19 protein-coding genes are annotated in these 14,987 nt (G+C 39.0%); 2 read left to right on the forward strand and 17 right to left on the reverse strand.

Features of this window, described 5'->3' with window-relative positions; translation table 11 throughout:
• Window positions 1–67 precede the first annotated feature (67 nt).
• The 15 genes from AKG34_RS15555 to AKG34_RS15625 all read right to left on the reverse strand — a co-directional run bounded on the left by AKG34_RS15555 (window position 68) and on the right by AKG34_RS15625 (window position 11,134).
• Window positions 68–472 (reverse strand): Asp23/Gls24 family envelope stress response protein, encoded by a 405-nt coding sequence (locus tag AKG34_RS15555; RefSeq protein ID WP_376106072.1) that lies wholly within the window; start codon window positions 470–472, stop codon window positions 68–70.
• 36 nt (window positions 473–508) lie between these two features.
• On the reverse strand, window positions 509–1,861 hold the full coding sequence (accC, locus tag AKG34_RS15560) for an acetyl-CoA carboxylase biotin carboxylase subunit (RefSeq protein ID WP_053346914.1): 1,353 nt from the start codon (window positions 1,859–1,861) through the stop codon (window positions 509–511).
• 14 nt (window positions 1,862–1,875) lie between these two features.
• The gene (gene accB, locus AKG34_RS15565) at window positions 1,876–2,373 is read right to left on the reverse strand and encodes an acetyl-CoA carboxylase biotin carboxyl carrier protein (RefSeq protein WP_053346915.1); all 498 of its coding nucleotides are present in this window, start codon (window positions 2,371–2,373) and stop codon (window positions 1,876–1,878) included.
• A 621-nt stretch (window positions 2,374–2,994) separates the two neighbouring features.
• On the reverse strand, window positions 2,995–3,594 hold the full coding sequence (locus tag AKG34_RS15570; protein WP_053346916.1) for a SpoIIIAH-like family protein: 600 nt from the start codon (window positions 3,592–3,594) through the stop codon (window positions 2,995–2,997).
• Between the two features lie 14 nt (window positions 3,595–3,608).
• Window positions 3,609–4,277, reverse strand: coding sequence for a stage III sporulation protein AG (spoIIIAG, locus tag AKG34_RS15575; RefSeq protein ID WP_053346917.1), 669 nt, complete (start codon window positions 4,275–4,277; stop codon window positions 3,609–3,611).
• A gap of 7 nt (window positions 4,278–4,284) precedes the next feature.
• The gene (gene spoIIIAF, locus AKG34_RS15580; protein ID WP_053346918.1) at window positions 4,285–4,893 is read right to left on the reverse strand and encodes a stage III sporulation protein AF; all 609 of its coding nucleotides are present in this window, start codon (window positions 4,891–4,893) and stop codon (window positions 4,285–4,287) included.
• 16 nt (window positions 4,894–4,909) lie between these two features.
• Window positions 4,910–6,118, reverse strand: coding sequence for a stage III sporulation protein AE (gene spoIIIAE / locus AKG34_RS15585; RefSeq protein WP_053346919.1), 1,209 nt, complete (start codon window positions 6,116–6,118; stop codon window positions 4,910–4,912).
• A gap of 33 nt (window positions 6,119–6,151) precedes the next feature.
• Window positions 6,152–6,541, reverse strand: coding sequence for a stage III sporulation protein AD (spoIIIAD, locus tag AKG34_RS15590; protein WP_098176754.1), 390 nt, complete (start codon window positions 6,539–6,541; stop codon window positions 6,152–6,154).
• Between the two features lie 13 nt (window positions 6,542–6,554).
• Window positions 6,555–6,758 (reverse strand): stage III sporulation protein AC, encoded by a 204-nt coding sequence (spoIIIAC, locus tag AKG34_RS15595; protein ID WP_034308319.1) that lies wholly within the window; start codon window positions 6,756–6,758, stop codon window positions 6,555–6,557.
• A gap of 22 nt (window positions 6,759–6,780) precedes the next feature.
• Window positions 6,781–7,296 (reverse strand): stage III sporulation protein SpoIIIAB, encoded by a 516-nt coding sequence (gene spoIIIAB / locus AKG34_RS15600; protein ID WP_053346921.1) that lies wholly within the window; start codon window positions 7,294–7,296, stop codon window positions 6,781–6,783.
• Window positions 7,289–8,221, reverse strand: a complete 933-nt coding sequence (gene spoIIIAA / locus AKG34_RS15605; RefSeq protein ID WP_053346922.1) for a stage III sporulation protein AA — start codon at window positions 8,219–8,221, stop codon at window positions 7,289–7,291. Before spoIIIAA ends, spoIIIAB begins: the two co-directional genes overlap by 8 nt.
• Before the next feature lie 210 nt (window positions 8,222–8,431).
• Window positions 8,432–8,989 carry an elongation factor P gene (gene efp / locus AKG34_RS15610; RefSeq protein ID WP_034308328.1) on the reverse strand — a complete coding sequence of 186 codons (558 nt, stop codon included), beginning with the start codon at window positions 8,987–8,989 and terminating at the stop codon, window positions 8,432–8,434.
• Window positions 8,990–9,015: 26 nt separating this feature from the next.
• Window positions 9,016–10,077, reverse strand: coding sequence for a M24 family metallopeptidase (locus AKG34_RS15615; protein ID WP_053346923.1), 1,062 nt, complete (start codon window positions 10,075–10,077; stop codon window positions 9,016–9,018).
• A gap of 1 nt (window position 10,078) precedes the next feature.
• Window positions 10,079–10,525 (reverse strand): type II 3-dehydroquinate dehydratase, encoded by a 447-nt coding sequence (gene aroQ, locus AKG34_RS15620; RefSeq protein ID WP_053346924.1) that lies wholly within the window; start codon window positions 10,523–10,525, stop codon window positions 10,079–10,081.
• 93 nt (window positions 10,526–10,618) lie between these two features.
• On the reverse strand, window positions 10,619–11,134 hold the full coding sequence (locus tag AKG34_RS15625; RefSeq protein WP_053346925.1) for a YqhR family membrane protein: 516 nt from the start codon (window positions 11,132–11,134) through the stop codon (window positions 10,619–10,621).
• Window positions 11,135–11,490: 356 nt separating this feature from the next.
• On the opposite strand from AKG34_RS15625, the gene AKG34_RS15630 reads away from it, so the two are divergent.
• Window positions 11,491–12,444 carry a DUF1385 domain-containing protein gene (locus tag AKG34_RS15630; RefSeq protein ID WP_053346926.1) on the forward strand — a complete coding sequence of 318 codons (954 nt, stop codon included), beginning with the start codon at window positions 11,491–11,493 and terminating at the stop codon, window positions 12,442–12,444.
• Between the two features lie 136 nt (window positions 12,445–12,580).
• Window positions 12,581–12,955, forward strand: a complete 375-nt coding sequence (locus AKG34_RS15635) for an SA1362 family protein (protein ID WP_053346927.1) — start codon at window positions 12,581–12,583, stop codon at window positions 12,953–12,955.
• Window positions 12,956–12,973: 18 nt separating this feature from the next.
• On the opposite strand, the gene AKG34_RS15640 is transcribed toward AKG34_RS15635, so the two are convergent.
• Both AKG34_RS15640 and splB read right to left on the reverse strand, forming a co-directional pair.
• Window positions 12,974–13,855 (reverse strand): patatin-like phospholipase family protein, encoded by an 882-nt coding sequence (locus AKG34_RS15640; protein WP_053346928.1) that lies wholly within the window; start codon window positions 13,853–13,855, stop codon window positions 12,974–12,976.
• A gap of 84 nt (window positions 13,856–13,939) precedes the next feature.
• Window positions 13,940–14,965 (reverse strand): spore photoproduct lyase, encoded by a 1,026-nt coding sequence (gene splB, locus AKG34_RS15645; protein WP_053346929.1) that lies wholly within the window; start codon window positions 14,963–14,965, stop codon window positions 13,940–13,942.
• Window positions 14,966–14,987: the final 22 nt, after the last annotated feature.

Genomic DNA, 14,987 nt, shown 5'->3' on the forward strand with positions numbered 1-14,987 from the left:
TAAAAAGAAAAAAACAAAAACCCGGCCTATTGCCGGGTTTTTGCAGGTGTAAGTTGAATGATGCTAATTACACTTCTTGTTCGTAATCCGCTTCCTGTTTTGCGTTTTCAAATGCTATACCGACAACATGAATGTTCACTTCGCCCGCGTCGATAGCGGTCATATTTAATAAAGCTTCACGAATGTTGTCTTGTACTTCCTGCGCAACTTTCGGAATAGAAACACCAAATTTCATGACACAATAAAGCTCGACTTTAATTGTTTCTCCAGTTAAGTCTACTTTAACACCTTTACCGTGGTTCTTTTTGCCAAGCTTTTCAACTACGCCAGTAGCAAAATTCCCGCGCATATGTGCGACACCTTCAACTTCCGATGCAGCTATACCCGCGATTACCTCTATCACCTCAGGCGCAATCTCCACTCTGCCTAGTCCACTATTGTAATCATTCATTTCGAGTAATTGGCCTTCCATTTCACTCATTCAAAGCACCTCCTGTCTTCCTTTACATTATGAGTTCATTACGTCATATATTTCAAGGAATTTGGTATTAAATTCTCCAGAAACAAATTGGTCATGCTGAAGTAACTTAATATGGAAAGGAATTGTAGTATTGATTCCCTCAATGACAAACTCACCTAGAGCACGTTTCATTTTCTCAATTGCCTCTTCCCTTGTCGGTGCATGGACAATTAATTTAGCAATCATAGAATCGTAATATGGCGGTATCGTATACCCAGGATATGCTGCAGAATCAACACGTACTCCGTAGCCACCTGGCGGTAAATACATTTGAATTTTACCGGCAGAAGGCATAAAGTTTTTCTCTGGATTTTCGGCATTGATCCGGCATTCGATTGACCAACCGTTAAATGTAACATCTTCTTGTGAAAGAGAAAGTTTGTCACCTGAAGCAACTTTGATTTGTTCTTTAATCAAATCTACACCTGTGACCATTTCTGTAACTGGATGCTCAACCTGGATACGTGTATTCATTTCCATAAAATAGTATTTTCTATTCACATAGTCATAAATAAATTCAACTGTACCAGCACCAGAGTAGTTAACAGCAAGAGCAGCCGTAACTGCAGCCTGCCCCATTTCCGCACGCATTTCACCATCAAGTGCAGGAGAAGGAGTTTCTTCAACCAGTTTTTGCAAACGTCGTTGTACCGAACAATCACGCTCTCCTAAATGGATTGCATTCCCATGATTATCAGCCATGACTTGAATTTCAACGTGACGGAAGTCTTCGATGAATTTTTCAATATACACGCCTGGATTTCCAAAAGCTGTAGCAGCTTCCTGTTGCGTAATGCTAATGCCTTTAATAAGATCTTCTTCCGTTCTAGCGACCCGGATACCTTTACCGCCGCCACCGGCTGTAGCTTTAATGATGACAGGGTAGCCCATTTCATTAGCAAGGGCTACACCCTCATCAGTATCTTTAATAATTCCTTTAGAACCAGGAACAATCGGTACACCAGCTTTGCGCATGGTTTCCCTTGCTACGTCCTTTGTCCCCATTTTATTGATTGCTTCGGGACTAGGACCGATGAATATGATATTACATTCACGGCAAAGCTCTGCAAAGTCAGCATTTTCGGCAAGGAATCCATAACCAGGGTGAATAGCATCCGATCCTGTTTTCTTGGCTGTGCTGATAATGTTCGTTGTATTTAAATAACTGTCTTTTGATAATTTAGGACCGATGCAATAAGCTTCGTCGGCAATTTGAACATGTAATGCTTCTTTGTCGGCTTCTGAATAGACCGCTACAGTTTCAATACCTAATTCCTTGCATGCCCGGATAATTCGGACTGCAATTTCCCCACGATTGGCAATTAATACCTTTTTGATCATTTAGAAACAGCTCCTCATTCCGGCTTTACTAAAAATAATGGTTGACCATATTCTACAAGTTGGCCTTCTTTTACAAGAACCTCTACAATTTCACCGCTTACTTCGGCCTCAATTTCATTGAAAAGTTTCATAGCTTCTACGATACAAACAATAGAATCTGCTGTAACTTTATCCCCTGCTTTCACGTATGCAGCAGCATCCGGAGATGGAGATTGGTAGAAAGTTCCCACCATTGGAGAAGTGATTTTATGTAAATTTTCTTGCTCAGTTACAGCAGCAGTTGGCTTAGCTGGTTCAACAGCTTTTGGCGCTGCAGGGGCAGGCGCTGCTACAGGCTTAACTTCAACAGCTGCTTTAGCATGAACAACTTCTGGAGCAGCCGCTGGGTGTCCTACTGATTCTGTTTCAGGTTTCTTTAGTTTAATTTTTGTTCCTTCATTTTCATAAACGAATTCACTGATGTTAGATTGATCGACTAGCTTAATAATTTCACGAATTTCTTGCACTTTCATTTGTGGCACCCCTTGTCTAATTTGATATTAATTTTTTGAGGCAATATTTTATGTACCTTTTAACTTTAGCATGTCCATACCTTGTCCAATTCTTCACAATGAAGCCGCTTTCTAAACCAGAAAGCGATTGACTGAATAAATACCTCGTCTGTATTATAACAGAAATTTCACTTTCTTAAAATATTGTTATCTTTAGAGGACTGAAAAGTTTATGACCAGCTTCTAACATCATACAATATTAGCTTATAAAAATTCAATGATAGATTAGTTGCAACTCGATATCTATACTCCTATATTACACCTTTATTATAAGATTGTGAATATTTTTTGATTTAAAAATTGTAAGCGTTTTCTAGATTGTTTTACCAAATTACCTAAGAAAATCAGCTAAAAATTTACATTAATTACTTTTCTAGAATATTACGAAAGTTCAATATCACTATTTCTATTTGAATTACTGGAATCAATTTACACCAAAAAACCTTTTTCCCCAAAGTTTCCCAGTTGTTTTATACTGATAAAAAACAAAAAAAAAAGTCCCTTTTTTCTAAAAAAGAGGACCCTTCTAATTTTTTTTATTTATAAACTGTTGTGTATCAGCTCTTTTTTTAGAATGTATGATTACTTTTCTGGTTGGAAATCCACAACTACATTTTGAGCATCATCCACTTCTTTACGTACGAGGCGTATAATGTTATTGGCCTCTGTTTTTGATTGTTTATCAGCTTTGACACTCACTTTTACATCCGTTCCATCGACTCGCACGAGTGCGGCATTATAATCCATGGCCACAATTAGGTTTTCGATGATATTTTCCTTTACTTTTGTCTCGCTTAATTGCTCGATTTTCGCATATGCATCTTCTCTTTCCTCAGCTGATAGTTCTGTATTGCCCATCTTCACAGTCAATTCTTCATTCAACTTTGCCCGTTCATCTTCAATCTGCATCCTTAATGATTCGAACTCATCGCCTGATGCTATGGTTACAGAAGAACCAGCAGCATTCTTAGAAGAGGTCTCTTTATCACTCTTAGTTTCTCCCTTGCTTTCTGTTTTACTTTCTGCTTTGCTTTCCGTTTTACTCTCTGTTTTACTTTCTGTCTGTTCAGTGGCTGTCATATCAGCAGCATTTTCTTCAGGAGCGGTTAAATAATAGACAGACAGTACCACTACCAGACTTAGCATAGTCAATAACCAAACGGTTTGTTTTTTTAATAACATGTAGATTTTCCCCCTTATTTTTTAGGCATAACAGATACCCGGTGACTTGGTACATCAAGTGAGCGAGTGACAGCTTCGATAATCCACTTCTTTATTTGAATATTTTCGGCCCCTTTAGCGACCACTAGGACCCCTCGTACACTAGGTTTTTTTGTTTCTGAAATGATTGGTCCTTCTTTTTCACCGCTTTTGATCAAGACTAGCTGCTCATCAACAGATGTGTCTTCAACCGTTCTTTTACCGCCTTCCTGGTCAGTTTCTTCAGTTACTTGTTTTTGAGTGACTTTATTTCTTTCGTATACTTTTTTCTCGGATGCATCCACGTAGATTACGACTTTTACATCATCGACACCCGCGATGGATTCAAGCGCTTCCTTCATTTCATTCTGAAGATATATTTCATAATCTTTTGTCGTCTTGAATTCGGATTTATTCTTCTGGCCGAATGTTTCTACATCTCCATCATCATCCTGTTTATTATTGAATACCGTCTTTACTTCGGATGTTTGTCCAGTCTGGTTGGTGGTTAACAAATTCCCTGCCATCATAATTCCTGCTCCCAAAAGGACAACTATTAGAGCATAGACATACAGGGAAGGTTTTTTTTCTTTAGGCTCTTTTTGGTCAGGGTCTTTATTTACAAGTTTTTGCAGCCAGGATAATGGACCTTTGTCTTTATTCAATACTCAGTCACTTCCTTTCCCCGGCGATTTCAATGATCTCTTTGTCGACAGACCAACTTGTTGCCAGAAACCTTTTGACAGCATCCAGATTGGCATCATCGGATGAAGACGGTCTCTCTGCATTAATATCAATTTTCGCTACTGCCTCTATCTCCGAGTCTTCTTTCCCTTCTGCCTTTTCCAATGATATGGTTATGTTTTGCAAGTCATCAATGCTTGGTTCTTCCTCATTCTTGACTCCTACATCAATTGAACTAATCTTCATGTTATAATCCACCATCAGCTCCTCTTCTACTTCTGCCTGTAAGTCAACAGCCATTTGTTTTAAAATATATGCACCCTGGGTAGCTTGTATTTCTTTTTTCTTCATTTCTGTCAAATTTCCTAAATCTTTTTTTTTCTGATCTTCAAATTCACTTGTAGCCGCTGACAGAATTTCGTCGAAATCCTTATTGAATAATCCCAATATAGGAGTGATGATAATCGCAATCAGTAAAAGTCCGATTACCATTTTGGCATATTTCTGTAAAGCTGAATTGGGAAGGAGCATATCGATTACAGTAGCCAGCAATACAAATACGATAATATTGGATACCCAGCCAGCTAAAAAACTCACCAAGCCCTCCTCCTTTCTAACGAACCATCAGTGTAATGTTTCCAGAGGCTATAATTACTGTGATACTTAAAAAGAACATGAGTGAGACAATGGCCAATGCTGCGAAAATATAAATCATGCTTTTACTTATAATGTCGAGACATTTTATTACAGGCCCTCCACCAAGCGGCTGCAAAAGACTCGCTGCTAGTTTATAGACAAAGGAGATCATTAAGATTTTTATAGCTGGGAATGTAGTTATAAGCAGGAGGATAATGACACCTGACAAACCCACTGTATTTTTCAGAAGAACGGAGGCACTAATGACCGTATCGGTTGCATCAGTAAACATGCGCCCTATTACCGGAATAAAGTTGCCTGTCACAAATTTCGCCGTCCTGATTGTCACTCCGTCTGCAACAGCAGACGATGCTCCTTGAACGGATATAACACCAAGAAAAATGGTCATAAAAGCACCCAGAATCCCGATAGCAAAGTTACGGAGCAATTGGGCCAGCTGAGTCACTTTATAATGTTCGGTCAGCGTGCTGACTATGCTTAAAATCGCTGCGAAGAATAATAATGGTAGGACGATATATTGTATCAAGATGCCACTGGTATTCATTAAAAACATTAAGACAGGATGAAAGAACGCTGCAGATACAAGTCCTCCAGAAGCTGCTATTAAAGCTAATAGCAAAGGGATGAGTGCCATTAAAAAAGAAATCATCAAATCTATCGTATCTTTTGTATATTCAATCGCCACATGAAAGCTGTTCAACGCTAAAATGATTAATACCATATAAACGATTGCATAAGCGACCTTACTCACCGAGCTTTGCTCGAACGCATTCTGCAGAGTTTGCAGGAACATGCTGAACACGGTCAATAAAATGAGTGATCCTAGGAGCTTCCCGTTCACGAGCAGTTCATGAAAAACGAACTTTATCATCCCTTTTATCCATTGATCAAATGAAAATTTCTTATCTCCGCTTACAAAGTCCATGAAACTTCCTTTCTGGCTTTCAGGTAAAAACCCTCCATACTCCGTGACAATGTCATCCCAATATTTCTTGAGCTCATCAACGCCGAGTCTCTCTATTTGAGCTTGTACCAATTCAGACTGCATAATTGGCTCTTGATCAACTTCTCCACTTTCACCATTTTCGGCAGCTTGTCCAACAGATGTATGCAAAAAAAAGAGTAAAACGAATAGAATGGATAAGTAAGGCATCCGCTGCTTCATACTTTCACCTCATTGACTAGTAGGAATAGTCCATTAACTTGGAAGCATCTGTATAATCGTTTCAATAATGACGGTTAAAATCGGTATTGCCATCGCCAGAATCAAGATTTTCCCGCTCAATTCTATTTTGGAAGCGAGTGATCCCTGCCCTGCATCTTTTGTAATTTGGGAGGCAAATTCAGCGATATAGGCGATTCCGATTATTTTCAAGATAGTCTCCAAATAAACGGTATTTACATTTGCATTTACCGCTATTTTTTCTAACATTAAAATGATTTCGTATATTTTATCTGCTAAAAAAAGAAAAATGGAGCAACCTACAAAAACGACAAGCAGGAAAGCGAAATTAGGTTTTTGCTCCTTGACGATTAGGGCCAAAAAAGTGGCAACTAGGGCAATGCCCACGATTTTTATGATTTCAATCGTGAATCCCCCCTTACTGAAATAGGAATACTGATTTAATTTTTTGGAATAAATCCTCTACAACAGAAGCTACCATGAATAAAATATATATAAATCCAAAAAGCGTTACCCACTGGGCATATTCTTTCTTTCCAACTTGATCGAGTATCGTGTGAAGAAATGCCACTACCAGCCCAACACCAGCTATTTTAAATATGATGTCCACATCAATGCCCATTTTCATTCCCCCCCACTTATTCCTACATCAGCAAAATGATTAGTAATAATCCCGTTAAAAAACCAAGGCTTTTCATCATCTTTTCATATTTCCCCTGCCGGTCTAGTGCATCGCTCTCTTCCCGCTCCAAGTGTGCCATCGTTAGCATAATTTGTTTTTGCTGATGATATTTATCACTTTTTCCTAGAGTCTCACCAAACTGTGAAAGAATTTCGAACTCTCCCTGCTTTAAGGCAAGGGACTGCCATATTTTCTTCAAACTTTCATCCCATGCATCTTTTACAGTGGTTTCACCAGATTCAAGTCGATTCGCAAAAGTATCAAAAAATAAGGATAAAGGTTTGGGCATCTGCTTGGAAAGTTTCTGGGCCGCTTCTTTCAACGGTGTATGACCATACATTATTTCAGCCTCCAGAGATTGCATGGCGACTTTTAGCTGCCTCAGTTGGCGAGGACGCATACTTAATTTTTTTGCAGCTTCAAAGCCTACCCATGTTGTGGCTAAGATTATAATTGCCGCTCCTATTAACTTAAACATGTGGATTCACACTTTCACCCAAATATAAAGGGAGGCCCGCTGAGTCGAGAACATTGTAGCTCCGCTTACCAGATTTACTTCTTTGCAATTCTATAAACCGTTCAAAAATGTTTTGCCTTAAGATTTCGGCGAAAAAGGGCCGTTTTTTAATTTCATCCAAAGTATGACCATGTGTAGTTATCACAAGTTTAATACCGGCGTTTACGGCCTCTAGTACTGCTTGTGTATCCTCTGCGCGACCAATTTCATCTACGACTAACACATCCGGAGACATAGAACGGATCATCATCATCATTCCTTCCGCTTTAGGACATCCATCGAGCACATCCACCCTTGTTCCAAATTCGAGCTGTGGTACTCCATGAACACTTCCCGCAATTTCTGATCGCTCGTCCACAATTCCCACCTTTTGAGGGGCAATACCTCTTTTTTCATTTCCACTAGATATCATCCTTGCAATATCACGTAATATCGTCGTTTTTCCTGTTTGTGGAGCACCGATTAACAAAGTATGCTGCCATTCGCCATTATATAAATAAGAAGTGAGCGGTTCCGCTGCACCTATTTTTTCGCGTGCTATCCGAATATTGAAGGAGGAAATATCCCTTATCGCTTTGACCGCCCCATTTTCAAGAATTACCTTTCCTGCAAGACCAACACGATGTCCACCTGCTATAGTTATATATCCTCGCTTTAATTCTTCCTCAAGCGTATATAACGAAAATTGACCTATTTGATTCAGTAATTGTTCGGCATCCGAATGGGTCACTTCGTATGAAAAGAAGAAAGGGTCCCCCCCTACAATGACCTCTAGAGGCCTTCCAATCCGAATTCTCAACTCTTCCATTTTTTCAATCATCATCGGTGTCATACCCCGGAGCTGCTCGTATAATTTTTTCGGTAAAAAAGAAAGAATCGTTTCCATTTTGACAATCCTCCTGTATACACCACTTTCAATAAAATATATGCCGATCATCCTGTAATAATGACAAGCTAATAAAGAAACTGACCTTTTAGTAATCCTTTTGAGAACTTCTTAGCTACTTCAATCCCTAGCTATAGAAAAAGTCATACATAAAAAGGAATGAAAAAAGACAAAAAAAAAGCCCGAGATATAATCTCGGACTTCTTCTAATTATGCGCGTGATACGTATGAACCTTCGTTTGTATTGATCAATAATTTGTCACCTTGATTGATGAAGAATGGCACTTGAACTGAAAGGCCTGTTTCAAGTACGGCTGATTTTGTTCCACCTGAAGATGTATCGCCTTTAATACCAGGCTCAGTTTCTGCAACTTCAAGTTCAACTGTGTTAGGAAGCTCGACACCAAGTGTTTCGGCTTGGAAAGTCATAATATGCACTTCCATATTTTCTTTTAGGAATTTTAATTCGCGTTCAATACTTGAAGCTGGTAGCTCGATTTGATCGTAAGTTTCGTTATCCATAAAGACATGGCTGTCTCCACTTGCATAAAGGTACTGCATTTTACGGTTTTCAATATGCGCTTTCGCCACTTTTTCACCCGCACGGAATGTTTTCTCTTGGATGGATCCTGTACGAAGATTACGAAGCTTAGAACGTACAAAGGCAGCGCCTTTACCTGGTTTAACATGTTGGAACTCGATAACCTGCCAAATTCCATTATCTACTTCAATTGTAACACCTGTGCGAAAATCGTTTACAGAAATCATAAAATTGTCCTCCTACATGTACATGTTTACAGAATGATTAACTCTTTTGATGAATGTGTAAGTGCTTCGTTACCTTCTATTGTAACGATTGTATCATCTTCAATCCGTACTCCGCCAACTCCCGGTAAATAAATACCCGGCTCAACGGTAACAGCCATACCTGGTTCTAGAATGATATCAGACCTCAAGGATAATGCTGGACCTTCATGAACTTCAAGACCAATTCCATGTCCTGTTGAATGTCCAAAATACTGTCCAAATCCTTTTTCTTCAATTAAATTACGAGTTAGTGCATCCGCTTCCCTGCCTGTCATCCCAGGTTTTATCCCGGCCATGCCACGCAGTTGCGCTTCTAAAACAATGTCATAAATATTAATAAGTTCTTCACTTGGCTGACCAACTGCTAATGTCCGAGTTATATCAGACACATACCCTTTATAGTACGCCCCATAATCTAATGTGACAAAATCGCCTTTTTCAATGATTTTATTCGTAGCCACTCCGTGCGGAAGAGCAGATCTTTTACCAGAAGCAACAATAATATCAAAGGAAGAAGAGGTGGCCCCTTGTTTCCTCATAAAGAATTCAAGCTCATTGGACACATCCAGCTCTGAAATACCCGGGCGCATAAAATCCAGAATATGTGTAAAGGCAGCATCAGCAATAGCAGCCGCTTCCTTTAATATCTTAATCTCTGATGAAGTCTTTATCAAGCGTAAATTCTCAATTACTCCCGACACCGGCAAAAGTTGTCCTTCAATGACCTTTTCATATGCCTTATATGTCGCAAAAGTCAGATGATCTTGCTCAAAGCCGAGTATACTTATATTCATCTCTTTAGCCTGTTTACCGACTTCTTCAATAATTGTCCCCTTGTGTTGAATAATTTCAAAGTCTGCTGCCTGCTTGCCCGCTTGTTCTACGTATCTGAAATCAGTAATGAATTTAGCTTCTTTTTGGGAAATTAAAACAACACCGGCACTTCCAGTAAAATTGGTCATGAATCGGCGGTTATATGTACTGGTAATCAAAAAGCCATTAATGCCCACCTTTTCCATTGAGGCTCTTAAACGTTTCAGATTATTCATTTTATTTCTCCCCCTTTGCAATCTTTGTAATCGCCTGCAAAGCCAATTCATATCCGTGTATCCCCAAGCCGACAATCTGTCCCGCCGACACCGGTGCGGTAACTGATTCATGCCGAAAGCTTTCACGGGCATGGATGTTCGAAATATGTACTTCCACAACTGGAACATCAATTCCGGCAATTGCATCGCGAATCGCATAGCTATAATGAGTAAATGCTCCTGGATTAATAATAATCCCGTCTATCCCATGATCTTCTGACCAATGGAGCTTATCGATAATCGCTCCTTCATGGTTAGATTGAAAACAAGTGATTTCCACATTTAACCCTTGAGCCTGCTGTTGTAATTGAGTTTCCACATCCAAAAGCGTCGAAGACCCATAATGCGCAGGCTCACGTTTCCCTAAGCGATTTAAATTCGGACCGTTAATTAATAAGATTTTTGTCATTATCAAACACCTGCTCATAATTAAAAGAATGCTTTCCATGAACATTCTATCATAATTACAAATTGTCTTACTACTTTTTTACAACCCAGGCGTTCAGCTTTTCGACTGATTTTCAGCACCTTTATTAATATGACGAATATATTCCTGATGGTCGTAAGAAATAGAATATCCGACAAAAAGGCCGTATAAAATAAAAATACAGATACTGGTTATAATGGACTTTGACGACATTTCCGAAAAGGATGGCAAATCAGAGAACATCGGTTTTAAGACAAATATAAGCAAAGCCCAGCAAACGGCACCAAAAAAAACACCTAATAGAATACTTTTCATTTTTCTAAAAAGTCCATAGTATATTAAAGCAATCCCCACGGACAGAATTCCGAAGACGAGCATGGTCATCACCGTACCGAGCCAGCGATCAATCCATGTCATATTCGACCAAGAAGTAAGTATAAATTTGGGACTAAATTTCATAAAATTAAAATAATGTGCTATTATTCCGGCAAAACTGGCAAGGAGCCCTCCAACAAAACCGATAGCCAATACATTGTTGATTAACATGATTCTATTTTCCTGTTGATTTTGTCCTTTTTCATTAGAAGACATATCAAACACCTCCGCTACGTAGTATGCCCTTTGTTAAATAGAACTATTTTATTTTATCCGTAGTGAGGAGATTTACTAGAGGTTTTTGGATTTATTCTGTATGATAAAGACATAAATAATGTGCTTTTTTCAGAGGATTATGTCCATCCTCTGTTGAATTTTATATGTACACAGGATACTTCTTTCCTGCGATTCATCATTCATAAAGTATTTGCAAGGAGTAGGCCTCCATTTATTCGTCCATTGATCTTTGAGAGGGGCGGTTCTATAGGGTCTTATACCTTGTGAATACTTGATAATAAACATGATAGCACCCATGAGAGAGCTACGTGAATAACTATTAGGTTGGTGTAGAAATGTCTGAGGTTCAAAAACCCGTTTATGGAGGGCAGGCTGTAGTGGAAGGCGTCATGTTTGGCGGCAAACACCATACAGTCACTGCTGTCCGCCGCAAAGATTCAACGATTGTGTATTATCATATACCGCGTGAATCAAAGCCTGCTGTCAATCGCTTAAAAAAAATACCGTTTTTACGGGGAATTGTCTCACTGATTCAGTCGAGCGCTACCGGATCGAAACATCTAAACTTTTCCACAGAGCAGTATGAAGAAGAAGGCGGGGAAAAGATAGAAGAAAAGAAAACAGAAACAAAGGAATCTTCAAAACTAAGTGTATGGCTTGGAGTTGCCGTAATCGGGGTACTCTCCTTCTTATTTGGTAAATTGCTGTTTACACTGATTCCAGTCTTTCTTGCAGAATTGACAAGACCTATTTTCCCTAGTCATATGGCTCAGGTTTTAATGGAAAGCTTGTTTAAGTTGATATTACTGCTCATTTACATTTACCTAGTATCCATGACACCATTAATCAAGCGAGTCTTTCAATATCACGGTGCAGAGCATAAAGTGATTAATTGTTTTGAAAGCGGGAAAGAATTGACTGTCTCCAATGTGCAGGCAAGTTCACGGCTTCATTATCGTTGCGGCAGCAGCTTTATTTTATTTACTGTCATTGTTGGTATGTTTGTCTATATGCTCGTCCCAATCGACCCTTTATGGCTACGTGTCGTGGATCGAGTGTTACTTATTCCCGTCGTGCTCGGCATTTCCTTCGAGGTATTGCAGTTGACAAACAAAGTGAGAGATATTCCAGTTCTGCGTTACCTTGGTTATCCTGGTCTTTGGCTTCAATTATTGACTACAAAAGCTCCTTCCGACGATCAGGTCGAAGTCGCATTGGCTTCCTTTCATGAACTGTTAAGGTTGGAAAAAAGGACGGAAGAAGGTTTAGAAACGGATGTTATTGTGTAAAACATCTATCACAATATGATTATGAAAAATCATATACTAAACAAAGAGAATAATCTTCATTTTTTCAAATATTTTACATGAATAATGTTTAAAATAAGCTATAAATGCTTATGATGCTCTTAAGGAGGTGGCTTTGTTGAAACGTTTCATATCATTCATGATATACGGAATCATCGCCCTCGGAGTCCTCGGACTAATGAGCCGACTGTTTAATGACCCGATTGGCTTTTTTAGAAACATTCTTATAATTGCCATTGTCGCAGGGATTATTTATATGATTTATACCGGATTAACAAAGGGAAAACCAGTAAAAAAAGAGCAACAGGCATTTCGAAAGGCTGCACGCCAATCGAAAAAAAGGCTAAAGAACCGAACTTCGAAAAAGGATAATGTGGCTAGCTTCTCTGCAGCAAAATCGTCTAAAAAAATAAAAGTGAGAAAGAAATCAGATAGTCACTTAACCGTCATCGAAGGGAAAAAGAATAAAAAGAAAAATCGGGCTTCTTTTTAAGAGCCCGATTTTTCTTTTTTAATATGTCCAATGCTTTAAGAATTCTCTAGTAAACTGACGACCACGATTCATTAACTCTCCTTTTTTTTCATCATTCAAGTTGAAATCCATAGCGGAGATCCCCTTCATCGGGATAAATACAATATTCTGAACATGTTTCTTGGAAATATAACGTGCATCATGGGCATCTTTCATTGTCTTGAATAGTGCTGAGAACAATTCAACCGCATTATCCACTTCATGCGGCTTCCATATCTCATCTGCACTAAGACGTAAGCCTATGACTGGTCGTTCCTTTCTTACATGGTCTGAATTAAATAACCACATTGGAAAATTGCTTAACACGCCTCCATCAACAAATAGAAACGTACTTTTCCCAACATTCAGCTTTACTGGTTCAAAAAAATATGGAATGCTACAACTCATTCTTACCGCCTTGGCCACTGGAAAAGTGATTGGATCGATTCCATAGTTCGGTAACTCATCAGGAAGCACTACCAATTTCCCATTTGTAATATCAGAGGTAATAATACGGAGAGAATTTGGTGGAACATCATTAAAGGTGACTACATTCCTTTCTGCTAGTTTACCCGCAACCCAATTTTCCAAGGCCTCCCCTTTATATAAACCTAATTTCCAATAAACAAGTAGCCACTTGGCAAGCGGGATAGGTAAAAGGCCCCGCCTCTTATCCAACAGGCTACTTAATTCTATATCAAGAAAAACCTCTTCCATTTCTTTTCCTGTATAACCTGCAGCAGAAAAAGCTGCTATAATTGAGCCTGCACTCGTTCCAGCTGTCCTTTTAAATACAAATCCACGTTCCTCCAATTCCTGCAGGGCTCCTACTAAACCATATGCCTTAATCCCGCCTCCGGAAAAAACGCCGTCAATAATCATTGCTGCCCTCCTCTATTCCGGTCTTTACATTTTTAAGCAGGATTAGAGCGATTTATGACTGATTTATATAGAAACAACCTTTCATCAGGTAAAATACTGAATTTCCGATTTCGGGAAAAACTTCGCTATATACCCTCGGATAGTTGATTCAAGTTCTGCTGCTTCTTCAGTTTGATACACATATTTCCCAATGCCATAGCGACCCCATTTATATTTCCGTTTCGTTTCATCAAGTTCCAATTTTGTTTTAGGGTAATTTTTTTGAATCACTTTTTTTGCAGGACCAGTAAACCTATGCTGAATTAGCTCAAAAGTTAAATCAGGAATATCCACCCCTTCTAATGCCTCACTTAACAGCTCGAATAGTTCAAAGTAGCCTTCCTTCCATGCTTCATGACGATATATTGGCGCAACGATAAAACCTAATGGGTATCCTGCACCTGCTACCTTGCGTGCCGCTTCCATTCTTTCCTCAAAGCTCGAAGTTCCAGGCTCAAAATTCTTGATCACGTAACGTGAATTAATACTAAACCGAAATCTTGTTTTCCCATTATGTTCGGCATCCAATAGATGATCGACATGATGAAATTTGGTTACAAATCGGAGAACACCGTTTTCACTTTTACCAAAATATTCAATGGCCCTTTTTAATGAATGTGTCAAATGGTCAATGCCGACAATATCAGAAGTACATGCCGCCTCGAATCGGGTAATTTCAGGTTTTCTTTCGTTTATATATTTTTCTGCTACTTCGAAAATCTCATCAAGATTCACGTATGTCCTAATGTATGGTTTTGTACCTAGCGTCGTCTGTAAATAACAATAGTGACAGTGACCCATACACCCAGTAGCAAGCGGGATAGCATATTCTGCAGATGGCTTAGACGAGTCGAACTTCAATGTTTTCCTGATTCCCACAACCAGCGTCGACTTGGCGACACGATATTTTTGCAAATCATTATCCCCAGGTAAATCTCTAATTTGATTATGTGAAGTGGTCTCACGGATCTCAATATTCATATCCTCAAATTTCTTTTTTAATTCTCGGCCAAGCGGGTATTCCAGTGCTCTTGGCTCAATATATACTAGCTGTGGGATAAATGGTTTCATATACTTCTCCATTCTTTTTCGG

Source organism: Peribacillus butanolivorans, from assembly GCF_001273755.1.
In the GTDB taxonomy this organism is placed as follows: Bacteria; Bacillota; Bacilli; order Bacillales; family DSM-1321; genus Peribacillus; species Peribacillus butanolivorans.